The 14,417-nt window shown below is 54.2% G+C and carries 11 protein-coding genes and 1 tRNA gene; 2 read left to right on the forward strand and 10 right to left on the reverse strand.

Going from position 1 to position 14,417, the window contains the following annotated elements:
• Positions 1 to 57: 57 nt before the first annotated feature.
• The gene (locus tag V7775_RS15485) at positions 58 to 1,221 is read right to left on the reverse strand and encodes an RsmB/NOP family class I SAM-dependent RNA methyltransferase (RefSeq protein WP_335752812.1); all 1,164 of its coding nucleotides are present in this window, start codon (positions 1,219 to 1,221) and stop codon (positions 58 to 60) included.
• 3 nt (positions 1,222 to 1,224) lie between these two features.
• Complete coding sequence (gene guaB, locus V7775_RS15490; protein ID WP_335752813.1) at positions 1,225 to 2,673, reverse strand: IMP dehydrogenase; 1,449 nt, start codon at positions 2,671 to 2,673, stop codon at positions 1,225 to 1,227.
• Positions 2,674 to 2,808: 135 nt separating this feature from the next.
• Here guaB and speB point away from each other — a divergent pair, with 135 nt between their 5' ends.
• Entirely contained in the window at positions 2,809 to 3,768 is a 960-nt protein-coding gene (gene speB / locus V7775_RS15495) for an agmatinase (protein WP_335752814.1), read from the forward strand.
• Positions 3,769 to 3,836: 68 nt separating this feature from the next.
• Here the strand turns inward: speB and V7775_RS15500 are convergent, their stop codons facing one another.
• The 7 genes from V7775_RS15500 to zwf all read right to left on the reverse strand — a co-directional run bounded on the left by V7775_RS15500 (position 3,837) and on the right by zwf (position 12,089).
• Positions 3,837 to 5,093 (reverse strand): cation:proton antiporter, encoded by a 1,257-nt coding sequence (locus V7775_RS15500; RefSeq protein WP_335752815.1) that lies wholly within the window; start codon positions 5,091 to 5,093, stop codon positions 3,837 to 3,839.
• An 80-nt stretch (positions 5,094 to 5,173) separates the two neighbouring features.
• Positions 5,174 to 5,247, reverse strand: a tRNA-Gly gene (locus V7775_RS15505).
• A gap of 64 nt (positions 5,248 to 5,311) precedes the next feature.
• A complete protein-coding gene (locus V7775_RS15510; RefSeq protein WP_335752816.1) occupies positions 5,312 to 5,977 on the reverse strand; it encodes a phytanoyl-CoA dioxygenase family protein in 666 nt (221 codons plus the stop codon).
• A gap of 6 nt (positions 5,978 to 5,983) precedes the next feature.
• A complete protein-coding gene (locus V7775_RS15515; RefSeq protein WP_335752817.1) occupies positions 5,984 to 8,023 on the reverse strand; it encodes an ASKHA domain-containing protein in 2,040 nt (679 codons plus the stop codon).
• Positions 8,024 to 8,345: 322 nt separating this feature from the next.
• Positions 8,346 to 9,935: a glucose-6-phosphate isomerase gene (pgi, locus tag V7775_RS15520; protein WP_335752818.1), complete on the reverse strand. Its 1,590-nt coding sequence runs from the start codon at positions 9,933 to 9,935 to the stop codon at positions 8,346 to 8,348.
• Positions 9,932 to 10,606 carry a 6-phosphogluconolactonase gene (gene pgl, locus V7775_RS15525; protein WP_335752819.1) on the reverse strand — a complete coding sequence of 225 codons (675 nt, stop codon included), beginning with the start codon at positions 10,604 to 10,606 and terminating at the stop codon, positions 9,932 to 9,934. The genes pgi and pgl overlap by 4 nt, the downstream gene beginning before the upstream one ends.
• A gap of 13 nt (positions 10,607 to 10,619) precedes the next feature.
• The gene (gene zwf / locus V7775_RS15530; RefSeq protein ID WP_335752820.1) at positions 10,620 to 12,089 is read right to left on the reverse strand and encodes a glucose-6-phosphate dehydrogenase; all 1,470 of its coding nucleotides are present in this window, start codon (positions 12,087 to 12,089) and stop codon (positions 10,620 to 10,622) included.
• A 257-nt stretch (positions 12,090 to 12,346) separates the two neighbouring features.
• On the opposite strand from zwf, the gene V7775_RS15535 reads away from it, so the two are divergent.
• On the forward strand, positions 12,347 to 13,294 hold the full coding sequence (locus V7775_RS15535) for a radical SAM protein (RefSeq protein ID WP_335752821.1): 948 nt from the start codon (positions 12,347 to 12,349) through the stop codon (positions 13,292 to 13,294).
• On the opposite strand, the gene V7775_RS15540 is transcribed toward V7775_RS15535, so the two are convergent.
• Entirely contained in the window at positions 13,291 to 14,364 is a 1,074-nt protein-coding gene (locus tag V7775_RS15540; protein WP_335752822.1) for a DUF2855 family protein, read from the reverse strand. The genes V7775_RS15535 and V7775_RS15540 overlap by 4 nt on opposite strands.
• Positions 14,365 to 14,417: the final 53 nt, after the last annotated feature.

Genomic DNA, 14,417 nt, shown 5'->3' on the forward strand with positions numbered 1-14,417 from the left:
GCGATTAACCGACACCAGAAAATCGTAGTAATTCCCGTGTCGGTTGAGGTTTGGCTATTATTTGCTCTGCGTCAAGTGTGCAGTATAAAAACCGTCACCTAATTCAGTCACATCATAGGTATGCTGCCATGTGCAGCGCCAGCCTGTGTGGCGCTCTAGAAACGCCTCAACACGCGCTGCGTTCTCTTCTTTCAGGATCGAGCACGTCGCATAAGCAAGCGTTCCCTCTGGCGTCACCAATCGCATTGCTGCATCAAGAATATCATCCTGCACACCCATGGTTTTTTCCAACTCATCGGGCGTAAGGCGCCATTTAGCTTCAGGCGCACGCCGCCATGATCCGCTACCCGAACAAGGCGCATCCACCAAGACCAGATCATATGGACCTTGATCGGCTAGATCACCAGTACCCAGCTGAGTGATTTCAGCACCCGCACGGGCCTCTCTGAGAGGGAGATCACGCATGCGTGCAGCTTCAATATCGTGGGCAAACACTCGTACGTCTCCGCGTGCAGCGACCGCAAGGGATTTACCGCCACCACCTGCGCAGTAATCTAAAACGCGCGCCACCTTAGGTAATGCATCAACCACTGCCTGACTGCTTGCGTCCTGAAGCTCAACGAAACCTTCAAGGTAGGCTGGTGAATTTCGAATACGTCGCGGCCCTTCAGTAACCGTAAGCGCAGTTGGGCTGAGGGGATTGGCCGTTACTTCTACTCCGGCCTCTCGCAACATCAGGGTCGCATCTGAAGTATTTGTTTTTGCTGTATTTACGCGCAATGTAATAGGTGCACGCTCTTGGAGGGCCTTTGCTGTATCAGCAGCATTATCCCCCAGAGAATCCTCAAAACGTGAAATAAGCCAGTCAGGAAGATTCCACGCCTCTTCAGTTGGCATCTCACCTGAAGCCAGTTCAACCTCGTAATCCACCAGCGGCGCAGGCGCATGACCTTCGCCTGTGAACAAGGTATCAACATCAACGCCCTGCCCACGCAACAGGCCGATCATTAGGCCACGACCCGTAGAGGCGCGGCCCAACCATGCGGCACTACGCTGAACCCGCAATACGTCAAAAACGTAATCGCGGATGGCAGCGCGGTCCTTGGAACCGGCATAGCGGTTGCCACGACCCCAGCGGGTCAGCACCTGCTCGGCGGGCAGACCATCGCCAATCATGTCGAGAATTTCGATGGCGGCAGCCACCCGTGCGGCAGGTGTCATGGGTTAACCAATCCTGTAGTTAGGGCTTTCGCGGGTGATTTGAACGTCATGCACATGGCTCTCTTTGAGCCCGGCACCGGTGATTTTGACAAACGAGCAATTCTTGCGCATTTCATCAACAGTAGCACAACCAGTGTAACCCATCGCCGCGCGCAAACCGCCGACCATCTGGTGAACGACAGTTGCTGCAGTGCCTTTGTAAGCGACCTGACCTTCGATGCCTTCTGGCACCAGTTTGTCACTGGCGGCATCTTTTTGGAAATACCGATCGGCAGAACCGCTGGCCATGGCGCCAAGGCTGCCCATGCCACGATAGCTCTTAAAGCTACGGCCTTGATACAGGATAACTTCTCCGGGGCTTTCATCGGTGCCCGCGATCATTGATCCAACCATCGCACAGGACGCGCCTGCAGCAATTGCCTTAGCAAAATCACCAGAGAACTTGATGCCACCATCGGCAATCACAGGGATATCACCCGCAGCCTTAGCGCAATCCATAATCGCAGTCAGCTGCGGAACACCAACACCTGCAACCATACGTGTGGTACAGATAGAGCCTGGTCCGATACCAACCTTAACCGCGTCAGCACCAGCACCAATCAACGCGCGGGTTGCTTCGCCAGTCGCTACATTGCCTGCAACCACCTGAACTTCATTGCTGAGCTTTTTGGCGCGCTCAACTGCGATTGCCACCCCTTCGGAGTGACCATGCGCGGTGTCGATGACAATCATGTCTACACCAGCATCAACCAACGCCTGTGAGCGTTCAAAGCCCGCATCACCCGTTGTTGTCGCTGCTGCCACACGCAGGCGGCCAAGCTCGTCTTTACAGGCTGTCGGGAACAGTACCGCTTGTTCTGTATCCTTAAGCGTCAGCAAACCCGTAAGTTTGCCCGCGCCGTCAGTGATTAACAGTTTTTCAATGCGGCGGGCCTTCATTAGGCTGATCGCTTCGTCACGGTCGGCAGGTTCGTGAAGGATCGCCAGATTGTCGGTGCTCATCATCAAATGGACGGGCGTTGCATCATCATGGGCAAATCGCATGTCACGGTTCGTGACAATGCCAACCACGCGACCAATTTCGTCAACCACGGGAAACCCGGTGACGCGATAGCGCGCTTGCAGCGCTTTGGCGTCAGCAAGTGTTTGGTTGGCGGTCAACGTGATCGGGTTATAGACAATCCCGCTCTCGAAACGCTTTACGCGGCGAACTTCGCGGGCTTGTTCGTCAATTGTCAAATTGCGGTGGATTACACCCATGCCACCCGCTTGGGCCATGGCAATGGCCATGCGTCCTTCGGTGACGGTATCCATTGCAGAACTCAACAACGGGATGTTGAGCGCGATGGACTGTGTCACACGTGTACGGGTGTCTGCGGTGCTGGGCAGGACCGAGGATGCGGCTGGAACAAGCAACACATCATCGAACGTCAGGGCCTCACGAATCTCCATAAAAACCTCCATAGGGAATGGGTTCATTTGGCGGTTTGCTATTTCACGGATACGCGGGTTTGAAAAGGGCTGATGGCGTGATCTCTTGCAATCAGTGCAAGCTTGGCCAAAGCTGCGGCCAAACAGGAGTACGTAATGAGCAAACATGGCTATGAGGGCGGCAGGCTGGACCTGCCCTTTGTTGGGATTTCAACCTTTGGTAAACGCCCCTATGAACCCGATTGGGCCAAGCTGGATGCTGATGTTGCAATCCTTGGGGCCCCATATGATGCAGGCACGCAGTTTCGCGCAGGCGCACGGTTTGGTCCGCGTGCTGTACGTGAGGCTTCCACCCTGTTTAGCTTTGGCCACGCTGGCGCTTATGACCACGAGGATGATGCGACCTATCTGCCTGGTGATGTGAACATCGTCGACATGGGCGACGCCGACATCATCCACACAGATACCGAAACCAGCCATGCCAATATCGAAACAGGTGTGCGCGCCGCGCTAGAGGCCGCCGCCCTGCCCGTCATTATCGGCGGTGATCACTCAATCAATATTCCCTGTATCCGCGCATTTGACGGCCAAGGTGATATTCACATCCTTCAAATCGACGCACATCTGGATTTTGTAGATGAACGCCACGGCGTGCGTCATGGTCACGGCAACCCTATGCGCCGCGCAGCCGAGCACGACTATGTCACGGGCCTAACCCAAGTTGGCATTCGCAACGTCAGTTCAACCGCCAAGGAAGGCTATGCAGATGCCCGTTCCATGGGATCAGACATCATCAGCGTGCGCCAAGCCCGCAAAATGGGTGTGGGCGGCGTGATGGCCCATATTCCCGCAGATGCCCGGGTGTATGTGACATTGGACATCGATGCATTCTGTCCGTCCATTGCACCGGGAACAGGGACCCCTTCGCATGGGGGGTTCTTGTACTACGAAGTTTTGGAACTGCTCAAGGCCGTGGCCGAGCGTCACGAAGTTGTTGGCATGGATTTGGTTGAAGTCGCCCCTGATTACGATCCATCAGGTTCCACTCAGATCCTAGCGGCGCAGATCTTGTTGAATTTTCTAGGTTTCATTTTCCATGCGCGACGGGAAACCTGAAATTGATCACTGGCTGAGCTTCCATTAAGCATCTGAATGGGAACTCAGCCCTGTTAAGCCAAAACCTGTTACATCATGTCAGGGGCGCGGCCTACACGGTTGGCCAATTTCGCAACCGTCAGCCCTTGAACGATGATCGAAAAAATCACGACAACATAGGTACACGTTAGGATCAGCGGCTTCCATTCCCCGTCTGGTAACGACAAGGCCAGCGCGACCGATATGCCGCCCTTTAGGCCGCCCCATGTCATAATAGGAACCACGCCTGTGTTAAAGCTGCGGAAAGGACGCAACAGGGTGATCGGCACGTAAACCGCAACAAACCGCGCGAACAAAGCCAATGCAATTGCCGCAGCGGCCGTAAGCAATACGTCGTCATCAAAGGCAATGGCAAAGACCTCGAATCCAATGAGTAGGAACAAAACCGCGTTCAGGATTTCGTCGATCAGCTCCCAAAACCCAGCGACGTAAATGCGGGTCTGTTCAGACATACCTTTTGACGTGCCGACATCGCCAATCAAAAGCCCTGCACAAACCGCCATAATCGGGGCTGAAACATGTAGCCAAACCGCCAGCTCATATCCGCCAAACGCCAGACCAAGGGTCAGCAGAACTTCTAAAGGGTAATCATCAATACGGCGCATAACGCGGAAGGTCAGCCACCCCAGTACAATCCCCAGTACGGCACCGCCAACAGCTTCTTGGAAGAACAGAATGGCAGCGCCTGTGATTGGATTGGAAGCCGCGCCGTGCGAATCTTCATGCGGGAACGCAAGACCCACAAGGACCAAAAACACCACATACCCAACGCCGTCGTTAAACAGGCTTTCCCCTGCGATCTTCGTTTCCAAGGCTTTGGGTAGGTCCGCTTCGCGCAACACACCCAGCACGGCAACCGGATCAGTTGGCGAGATCAACGCACCAAACACCAATGCGATAAGGATAGGCATTCCCGTGAGCCACGAAAAGCCAATGCCAACAATAACCGTTGAGAGTGCAATACCCAACGTAGCCATCAAAAACACTACCCGCCACTGCGCGCGTAGATCTCCCAGTTTGACGTGCAGAGCACCCGCAAACAGCAAAAGACCCAACATGCCTTCTAACAAAGCCTCAGAAAAATCGATGCCCGTAACGATGCCGCGCACGTTGTCCGCGATCCCCAAGGCAGGCAGCATAACGTCAAGGCCAAGCAGCACAAACGATGCCAGCAGCGAAACAGCAAGAATGCCAATCGCCGATGGCAGCTTGAGAAACAGATGGTTAATCGCACCAAATCCCCCGGCAAGGACAATCAACAAGGAGGTGATTTGAAGGAAATTCATGGCGCGCGCTCCGTTTCAGATTGCGCATAAGTCGCACGCAAAACGTCTGCGCGCAATGATGGTGAAATTGTGGGATTAGCTGGAGCGGGTAACGAGAATCGAACTCGTAACTAAAGCTTGGGAAGCTGCCGTGATACCTTTTCACCATACCCGCTCACTGATGTTTGGGGATAACTAAGGGGACACAAGCCGTCAATCGTAATTTTGGAATGCTATGGTCAAGACGTCCATTTAAGGGGTGCAGGCAAATCAGTTGAAGCAAAGTCGATGCGCAAGACGCGTCGGTCAGTTTTGATTTTTGAGGGTTTTGATCCGTGCAAGGTGAGCATCTTTAGGATCAGGATATCACCGCGATCCGCATCGCAGCTTTCAATCTCGTGCTGGTGTGCAATTGTTGCGGCATCTGCTGCAGGAACAATCCCATGTCTATGGCTGCCTTTTGCAATTTCCATTGCGCCATTTTCTCGATCTGTGGCGTCTAAATGAACCCTGACAAACAGCATTTCGTCCAACACAGATTGGAGAGGTTCGCAGTGCCACGTACTTGATTTATTTGTCCAATTTTCATAGCCGTCGATTTCACAACGATGCGCCCCCGCGATGAACCGGTCTTGGTGCCACGGCACGCCCCAATTTGTGCCTTCCGATTTGTTGAATGCAACAGTCCGTACAGGATGGGCACGTTGATCGAGCATCGCAATGGCACGCATCAGTGATCCTTCAGTAGTAAAGACCTGACTCAATGCAACCGAGGGGTTTACCCGCTGACCAGCTTTTGACTGCAGCGATGCGATCTCATCAAGCTCACCGAGGGTTTCCTCGGAAAGCGCATTCCTGATCCAAACGCGTCCTTCAGTCTCAAACTTTGACTTAAGCCAAGTCATGCATCGTTAACTGCGGCGCCTGCGCCGCCCCCCGCCGCCCCCTTCACCGCCACCAGTATTAAAGGTTTGAGTTGGCAGCGTGACAATAGAGTTGAGGATCGGAAAGGGTTCAACCGCGTTTGGTATAGCCGAGGCATTTACAAAATGTTCCTGAAAGCGTGGCTCAATCGCGGTTTCGATCTTGTGGATACGGCGCACAGTTTCCTCAATCTCGCTGCGGGCTTCGCTGTTGAGCAAAGCAATCCGCGCGCCAGTCCCTGCAGCGTTGCCGGCGGACGTGACCTTATCCAGCGGCGCATCAGGGATCATGCCCAGAACCATCGCGTGTTTGGTTGAAATATGCGCACCAAAGGCCCCAGCCAGCACAATGCGGTCCACGTTATCGACACCAAATTTATCCATCAACAGACGCGCACCTGAATATAGCGCAGCCTTTGCCATTTGGATTTCGCGGATGTCTCGGTTGGTGACTGTGATTTTTGGACCATCGTTTTCAGTGCCATCATAGACCAGAAAGCTGTTTGTGCGCCCATCAGGGAATACGGCGGGGGATCCTGTCTGCTCAGACGTGCCAATCAAACCGGGGGCATCCACAATCCCGTGAATGCGCATTTCGGCGACCATTTCGATGATGCCTGACCCACAAATGCCCGTCACACCCGTTTGGGCAATAGCGGCGTCAAAGCCTTCTTCAGTTGACCACAGATCAGAACCGATAACCTTGAAGCGGGGCAACTTGGTGACGGGGTCAATCTCAACCCGCTCAATGGCACCAGGCGCTGCGCGCTGGCCCGAGCTGATCTGCGCGCCCTCAAATGCTGGTCCCGTAGGGGAAGAGCACGCCAGCACTTTTTCTTTGTTGCCCAGCAGGATTTCAGCGTTTGTGCCTACATCAACAACCAGCACCAGATCATCCGAGGTCTGTGGGCTTTCGGACAGCGCTACAGCGGCGGCATCCGCACCAACATGGCCCGCAATACACGGCAAAATGTAAACACGGGCGGATTCGTGGATATTGAGGTCCATATCACGGCCGCGCAGGCGCATGGCATTGGACGTGGCCAAGGCAAACGGCGCCTGCCCCAGTTCAAACGGATCAATCCCAAGGAAGAGGTGGTGCATCACTGGATTACACACAAACACCGCGTCCACGATCAACTGCTTGTCGATTGCGGCTTCGGATGCCAATTGAGTGAACAGCGAGTTCATGCCTTCACGCACCGCCAGTGTCATTTCCTCGGCACCGCGGTCGTTCATCATGGAATAGCTGACGCGGCTCATCAGATCTTCGCCAAAGCGGATCTGTGGGTTCATCACACCGGACGAGGCGACAACTTCTCCGGTTTGCAGATCACACAGGTGCGCCGCAATGGTGGTCGAACCAAGATCAACCGCAACGCCGTAAATTGTGCCGTCATAAAACCCGGGCCAGATGTGCATGATGCGCGGTTTGTTTTCGTGATCCCCAAGGTGCACCGCAACGGTGACCTTCCATTTACCCTTGCGCAGAATGGGCTGCATGATTTGCAAGATGTGCAGATCAGCGGTGACGTCTTTTACTTCCCACTGCTCAAGCAGCGCCTGTTGTAACCGCTCAAGGTCGCCAGAGGGTTCATGCATGTCAGGTTCAACAACTTCGACATAAAACAACTTTGTCGACGGGTTGAGCGTGATGTCACGTACCTCAGCACGTTTGCGCACCACTTGTTTGTGCACCTGACTTTCGGCGGGCACATCAATGACGACGTCCTTAAGAACAGTTGCCTGACAGCCCAAACGGCGCCCCTCTTTCAGGCCCCTTTTTTCGTCATAGCGCGCTTCGACCTTGTTCCATTCGGACAAGGCGTCTGCTTGAACGGTCAAACCATGCTTTGAAAACTCGCCGTAGCTGGGCGTGATCTGACATTTGGAACAAATGCCACGACCTCCACAAACCGAATCCAGATCGACGCCCAATTGGCGCGCTGCAGTCAGGACTGGGGTTCCAATAGGAAAACGACCCCGCTTTCCAGAAGGGGTAAAGATTACAAGTGGATCATCGCTCATTTTATACTGCCCCGAATTATCATTAAGGGCACAATAGCTAAGCTTGCGCACATGGAAAGCCCGCAGGCGTCATCTGGTGGTTTAATCGCGCCATTGCTGTCTGTTCAGCACCCAAACCGCTTACGATTAAAGGTGGATTCAGTTGGTGCCACGCATCAACCCATACGGTACGCCAACGCACCTGCCGTCAACACAGCGCCTGTTGGCCCGCGATCACTTCGCGCTCGAAGTTTTCTGTAAGAGCCGTTTGGAGCGTGGGCGCACAACCGACAAGCGATCAGCAGACAATAAGCCCCAGTGAGCGCCCTGCCCTAATTCAAGATCAGTCGCGGTGACGGTGAATGAAATCCACCAACGTGGCTGTCGAAGCATCCTCATTTGATGCATCTCGAGTTCCCTCAACAACAGGCTGTAGGGATGTTGCCAGTTCCTTGCCCAGCTCAACGCCCCATTGATCAAACGAGATGATGTCTAGGATCACACCCTCAACAAACACACGATGTTCATAAAGCGCGATGATCTGTCCCAACGTGAACGGATCAAGCTGGGGATACAGCAACGTGGTTGAAGGGCGATTGCCGGGGAACACGCGGTGGCGCGCTTGGCGTTCCAGATCATCCCCGCTAAAGCCTTTGTCGGCAGCGATTTTGCGCGCTTCCTCAAGGGAGCGGCCCAGCATCAACGCCTTTGATTGGGCAAGGCAATTGGAGACCAGCAACTGGTGATGATGGGCCAGCTCGGCCTCGTGCCCTTGCGCGGCAAGCAGGAACTCACAAGGAATCACACGCGTGCCTTGGTGGATCAGCTGGTAAAACGCGTGCTGGCCGTTTGTGCCGGCCGCGCCCCAGACAACGGGGCCTGTGTTGCGCGGGCTATCCGCGCCGTCGCGTTGAACACCTTTGCCGTTGGATTCCATTTCAAGCTGCTGAAGGTAGCTTGGCAAAAGGCCCAGCCGTTCGTCATACGGCAACACAGCGCGCGTGGCGTTGCCACAAATCTGGTTGTGCCATATGCCCACCAGAGCCAGTAAAACAGGCATGTTTTCATGTAACTCAGCGGCACGGAAATGCGTGTCCATCGCCTGCGCACCGCGCAGAAACGCATCAAACGCTTTGGGTCCGATGGCGATCATCAAAGACAGGCCAATGGGCCCCCAAACCGAATAACGCCCGCCAACCCAATCTTCAAAACCAAAGACATGCGCCGGATTGATGCCAAACTCGGCGGTCTTTTCCTCAGACGTGCTAAGGGCGGCAAATTGAACCTTTGGGTCACCGCCATGATCCAACATCCATGCGCGCGCTGTACGAGCGTTTGTCATGGTTTCGATGGTGGTGAATGTCTTTGAGGCCACAATCACAAGCGTTGTTTTTGCGTCCAACACCCGAAGAGTATCTGCGATATCAGCGCCATCCACGTTTGAAACAAAGTGGCACCTTGGGCCGTCCTGATACGGTGACAACGCCCTGACGGCCATTGCAGGCCCTAAATCCGAACCGCCGATGCCGATGTTAACAACGTCAGTATACGTGCCACTACGCACCTTGGTTGCAAATGTCCGCATGGCGGCAAGTGTGTCTAGAACGGCTGGCATAACATCTACGCCGTCAACCATCACAGGGCCGCCATCTAGGTTGCGCAAGGCTGTGTGCAATACTGCGCGGTCCTCGGTTTCGTTTATGTGGACACCGGAAAACATTGCTTCGCGTTTGCTCTCGATGTCACTATCACGCGCCAAGGCCAGCAACGTTTCGCGGGTTTGTGGATCGATGTTGGTTTTGGAATAATCAAAATACATGTCCCCAGTTTGTGTCGCAAACGCCTGCGCGCGTTTGGGATCATCAAACAGGTCTGAAATACGCCGCTCTGCAGCTAAATCGTGTTGTTCGCTCAGGGTTTTCCAATGGGTCATGTTGCGCTCCAATGAACGGTGGCGTTGGAGAGGACAGTCTGAATGGGCGCTTCAGCAGGAGACAGGTTTTGCGCCTGTGTAATGGCTTGGCGTTTATCTTCGCCAGTGATCAGCACATGTGTTGCCTTTGCACTGCGCAAAAAGGGCGCGGTTAAGGTGAAACGCTGTACATCTTGCCCTTCGATGGAAATGGGCAACAGCATCTGCGCATCCTCAGCTAATGCATCCGCCAACCCGTCTGATCCCGGAAACAAAGACGCCGTGTGCATGTCTGCGCCCATGCCCAGCAACAAAACATCAATCGGTGCCAAACCTGACAATTCAACAGACAAGGCACTTGCCGCGCTGGTGCTATCCATATCGGCCCTGAAATAGGGAGTGAACTGAGCCGTGGCAGCATGACCCGTCAAAAGGCGTTTGCGTATCAGCGCGGCGTTGGATTGCGGATTGCGTTCAGGCACCCAACGCTCATCACTTAGTAGAATATGAACGCGCGACCAGTCCAAATCGATGGCGCAGAGTGCGTCAAAAACCGGACCGGGCGTTGTGCCGCCAGGTACAGCAAAGCTCACGGTGTCTTTTTGCTCAAGCGCGGCACGTAAATCAGCAGCAAGCGCAATCGCGACATCCTCCATAAGCGCGTCGCGGCTGGGGTATTCGATCATGTTCATTTCGTCACCTTGTTCACTCTGTCAACTTGCGCCATTCGCGACCTTCACGGCGCATCAGTTCGGTGGCATCCGTTGGGCCGGAACTGCCGTGGTCATAAGGTTTAGGAACATCATTGCGCCCCTCCCACCCTTCAATGATCGGATCTGTCCACGCCCACGCGGCCTCAACTTCGTCGCCGCGCATAAACAGGGTTTGGTTGCCACGGATCACATCCATAATCAGCCGCTCATAGGCATCCACGTGATCCACATCCTCCGAATTCACCGCCTCGGCAAAGCTCATATCTAAGGGCACGTCGATCAGGCGCATACCGCCCGGGCCTGGTTCCTTGATGGTCACGCCAAGGGTGATGCCTTCATTGGGCTGCAGGCGGATGGACAAAACATTGCGGTGACGCCCTGCCTCATCCCCAAAAATGCTATGCGGGGTGTCTTTGAAAACAACAGTGATTTCGGACGAGCGCGCCGCAAGCCGTTTGCCCGTGCGCAGATAAAATGGCGTACCAGCCCACCGCCAATTGCTGATCTCGGTGCGCAGCGCGATAAAGCTTTCTGTGCGCGAGCGTGGGTTTTCAACGGCTGTTCGGTAGCCGGGGTTTTCAGCCTCGTTGCAGGGCTCCGCCTGATATTGGCCTCGCACGATGTGGTAAGGAGCAACAGGCTCAAGCGCGCGTATCACTTTTAGCTTTTCGTCACGCACCGCATCAGGTGAAAACCGCGCAGGTGGTTCCATTGCAATCAGGCACAACAGTTGCATCAGGTGGTTTTGCACCATATCGCGCATGGCTCCCGATTTATCGTAATATTCCCCGCGCCCACCAACACCAACGGTTTCAGCCACCGTGATCTGGATGTGATCAACGTACTGGCTGTTCCACAACGGTTCGAACAGCATATTACCAAACCGCACGGCCATCAGGTTTTGAACAGTTTCTTTGCCAAGGTAGTGATCAATGCGGTAGATCTGATCTTCGTTAAAATAGGTCGCCAGTGTTTTGTTCAGCGCACGCGCGGTCTCTAGGTTACGACCAAAGGGTTTTTCAACAACGATCCTAGCGGCATCATCCGCCATACCCCATTTCTGCAAACGCTCTGCAATGTCTCCAAACAGGGCTGGTGCAACGGAGAAGTAATAGGCCTCAATCCGTTCTTTTCCGGCCATCAGCGTCTGAAGCTCTTTCCAGCCTTGTTCGCCGCGCGCATCAATGGTCACATATTCCAACTGGGCAAGAAACGCTTCAAGTCGATCGCAATCGCTGGCCTGTTTACCCCCAAATTCGGTGATCGCCTCGCGGATCATCTGGCGATACCCGTCAGAATCAAGGTCACTGCGCGCCGCACCAATCACGCGCGCTTCGGGCGGCATTTGGCCTACGCAAAAGCGATGGAAGAGCCCAGGCAAAATCTTGCGCCTTGCAAGATCGCCAGTGCCGCCAAAAATTACCAGATCAAACAGATCAACAGGAATGACGCGTGAAACCATGGATAATGCCTCTTGTGCTTCGCACCGCCAATGGCAGCACGTTTTCGATACTCAAACTCTATTTGGCTATCCTACCAGTGGTTGGGCACCGGAGGAACCGTCTCGGGACCTCTGATACAATAGTTTTGTGTTAGCGCAAACATTCTTTGTGACACGACTTCACAACAGTGTGCAAATGGCCAAAAAGGTGTTTTCTTGTCTTTGCGGACCACATACCCCATCTAGAAGACTAGGAACGAGTACAGGAGGGCATGGATGTGAAAGATCTCGCATTGGCCAATCAAGGTAAATTTACGAATCCAACCCTTACTGCCAAGGGTGAAGCGCGCGCGACGGTTGCGCTGAGCAATCCGCAAACGTTGTGGTTTAATACTGGAACCCTGTGCAACATCGAATGCGCCAACTGTTACATCCTGTCCAGTCCAACAAATGATGCGCTGGTTTACATCACGGCCCAAGAGGTGCGGGACTATCTAGACCAACTAGAAGACCGCAAATGGAACGTGTCCGAGATCGCCTTTACTGGCGGCGAACCGTTCATGAACCCCCAGATGATCGACATCACCGAGGCCTCCCTAGAGCGCGGATATAACGTGTTGATTCTTACCAATGCGATGATGCCAATGATGCGCAAAAAAATGCGTGAAGGGTTGCTGCGCCTGCAAGCCGCCTACCCCGATAAGCTGACGTTGCGCATTTCCGTAGATCATTACAGCCGAGAGCTACACGATGCCGAACGTGGATCAGGAGCATTCGACAAGACCATAACAGGCATGAAGTGGTTATCTGAAAACGGTTTCACCATGGCCGTCGCAGGGCGTTCAGTATTTGGTGACAGTGATGCAGACAGCCGCCGCGGGTATGCGGAATTCTATGCCGAGCATGACTTTAATATCGATGCGCAAAATGCGGGTATGACTGTATTATTTCCTGAGATGGATGAAAACGTCGAAGTGCCCGAAATCACCACTGCATGTTGGAGCATCTTGGATGTCTCCCCTGATGCAGTAATGTGTTCGTCTTCACGTATGGTGGTCAAACGGCGCGGCGCGGACAAGCCTGCTGTGCTGGCCTGTACCCTTCTGCCCTATGCCCCCGAATTTGAACTGGGTGAAACGCTGGAAGAGGCCGAGCGCGATGTCGCGCTCAACCATCCTCACTGTTCCAAGTTCTGCGTTCTTGGCGGTGCCAGCTGCTCGGCTTAATCTACGCTTAACCGAATAACGTGACCATCGCGGGGGTTAGCACTCCCGCTTGCCAAGGCGTCGTAGACATCAGCCGCCTGCCCGATCCCGCCATGGACCTGAACGTCCAGCCAGCTAGAGGCATCTTTGGCCAGTCGCTTCCATGCTTGGGTAATTTGTTTTTCGATAACGCCGGGGGCCCATTCTTCGCGACGTTTGGCGATTTGGGCTGGTGCGAAAAAGAACTGTGGCTTTACGCCCTCAAGAACAACCTGCGGTTGGAACTGGTCCCAATGGCTGATCCCCACCGCTGATGAGTGTTTCAGATGCGCGCCCAGCGTTGAATGCACCTGCGCCTTAACCTGCGCATTGCCAGACATATCTACATAAACCGAATCCTCAGATGGCAACTGCGCGATCTCGTCATAAGTAAGGACCTGATCACATGCGCCCAACCCCTGAACAAAATCGCGATTACCCTCAGACGTGAGGCCAATGATTTTATATTCGCGCCCTTCGGGTTCAGCCAGATATTTACACAAGCCCAGCCCTGTTTTGGAAGATGCACTGCCGATGATGATTTGTTTTGCGCCGAAACAATCATTGTCCATCAACCAATCAAACAACAGATATGAGGTCGCGAGCAGAGGCTGCAAAAGCGCGCGTATGTGGTCTTGGTCAGCGTCACCCGCACGCACTGGGGTATAGCGGTTATAGACCGCCGGCAGCTCGGCGCGGTGCGCAACCGCGTCCACGAACCCGCCATGCCCGTCGGATTGGGGTGTGATGACCAATTCTTCTGCCAGCGGATAAAAACCGTACAAAAGCGTACCAACCGCTAAATCGTCACTGTTACTTTCAACAACCTCAGCAGTGCCCCAAACTGGAACCAGTCCCTGCCCCTCAATCCCTGTCGGGAAGAAATGCCAATACCCAATGGCAAACCCCGAAGCCGCATACGTTACGTTATTGGACGTCAGTGCAAAACTGCTCAGCTTCAAACGGGCCTGCCCTGAACCCAGCAGCTCGGAAGGTACGGTTTCCAGTCTGGTCTCGGTGATGTTCTTGTGATCGGTCAATAGGCGTTGCATGGGTGTTTCTCCTCGATTTGGGGGCAGCTTAACGGCGCAAACAGGTATAGGCA

The organism is Sulfitobacter sp., assembly GCF_036960155.1.
GTDB lineage: Bacteria > Pseudomonadota > Alphaproteobacteria > Rhodobacterales > Rhodobacteraceae > Sulfitobacter.

What these genes read in the sequence shown, in the direction of transcription:
- V7775_RS15540 (WP_335752822.1), bottom strand. Translation starts at nt 14,364, where the DNA reads ATGCAACGCCTATTGACCGATCACAAGAACATCACCGAGACCAGACTG.
- V7775_RS15510 (WP_335752816.1), bottom strand. Translation starts at nt 5,977, where the DNA reads ATGACTTGGCTTAAGTCAAAGTTTGAGACTGAAGGACGCGTTTGGATC.
- V7775_RS15500 (WP_335752815.1), bottom strand. Translation starts at nt 5,093, where the DNA reads ATGAATTTCCTTCAAATCACCTCCTTGTTGATTGTCCTTGCCGGGGGA.
- guaB (WP_335752813.1), bottom strand. Translation starts at nt 2,673, where the DNA reads ATGGAGATTCGTGAGGCCCTGACGTTCGATGATGTGTTGCTTGTTCCA.
- V7775_RS15515 (WP_335752817.1), bottom strand. Translation starts at nt 8,023, where the DNA reads ATGAGCGATGATCCACTTGTAATCTTTACCCCTTCTGGAAAGCGGGGT.
- V7775_RS15485 (WP_335752812.1), bottom strand. Translation starts at nt 1,221, where the DNA reads ATGACACCTGCCGCACGGGTGGCTGCCGCCATCGAAATTCTCGACATG.
- pgi (WP_335752818.1), bottom strand. Translation starts at nt 9,935, where the DNA reads ATGACCCATTGGAAAACCCTGAGCGAACAACACGATTTAGCTGCAGAG.
- speB (WP_335752814.1), top strand. Translation starts at nt 2,809, where the DNA reads ATGAGCAAACATGGCTATGAGGGCGGCAGGCTGGACCTGCCCTTTGTT.
- pgl (WP_335752819.1), bottom strand. Translation starts at nt 10,606, where the DNA reads ATGAACATGATCGAATACCCCAGCCGCGACGCGCTTATGGAGGATGTC.
- zwf (WP_335752820.1), bottom strand. Translation starts at nt 12,089, where the DNA reads ATGGTTTCACGCGTCATTCCTGTTGATCTGTTTGATCTGGTAATTTTT.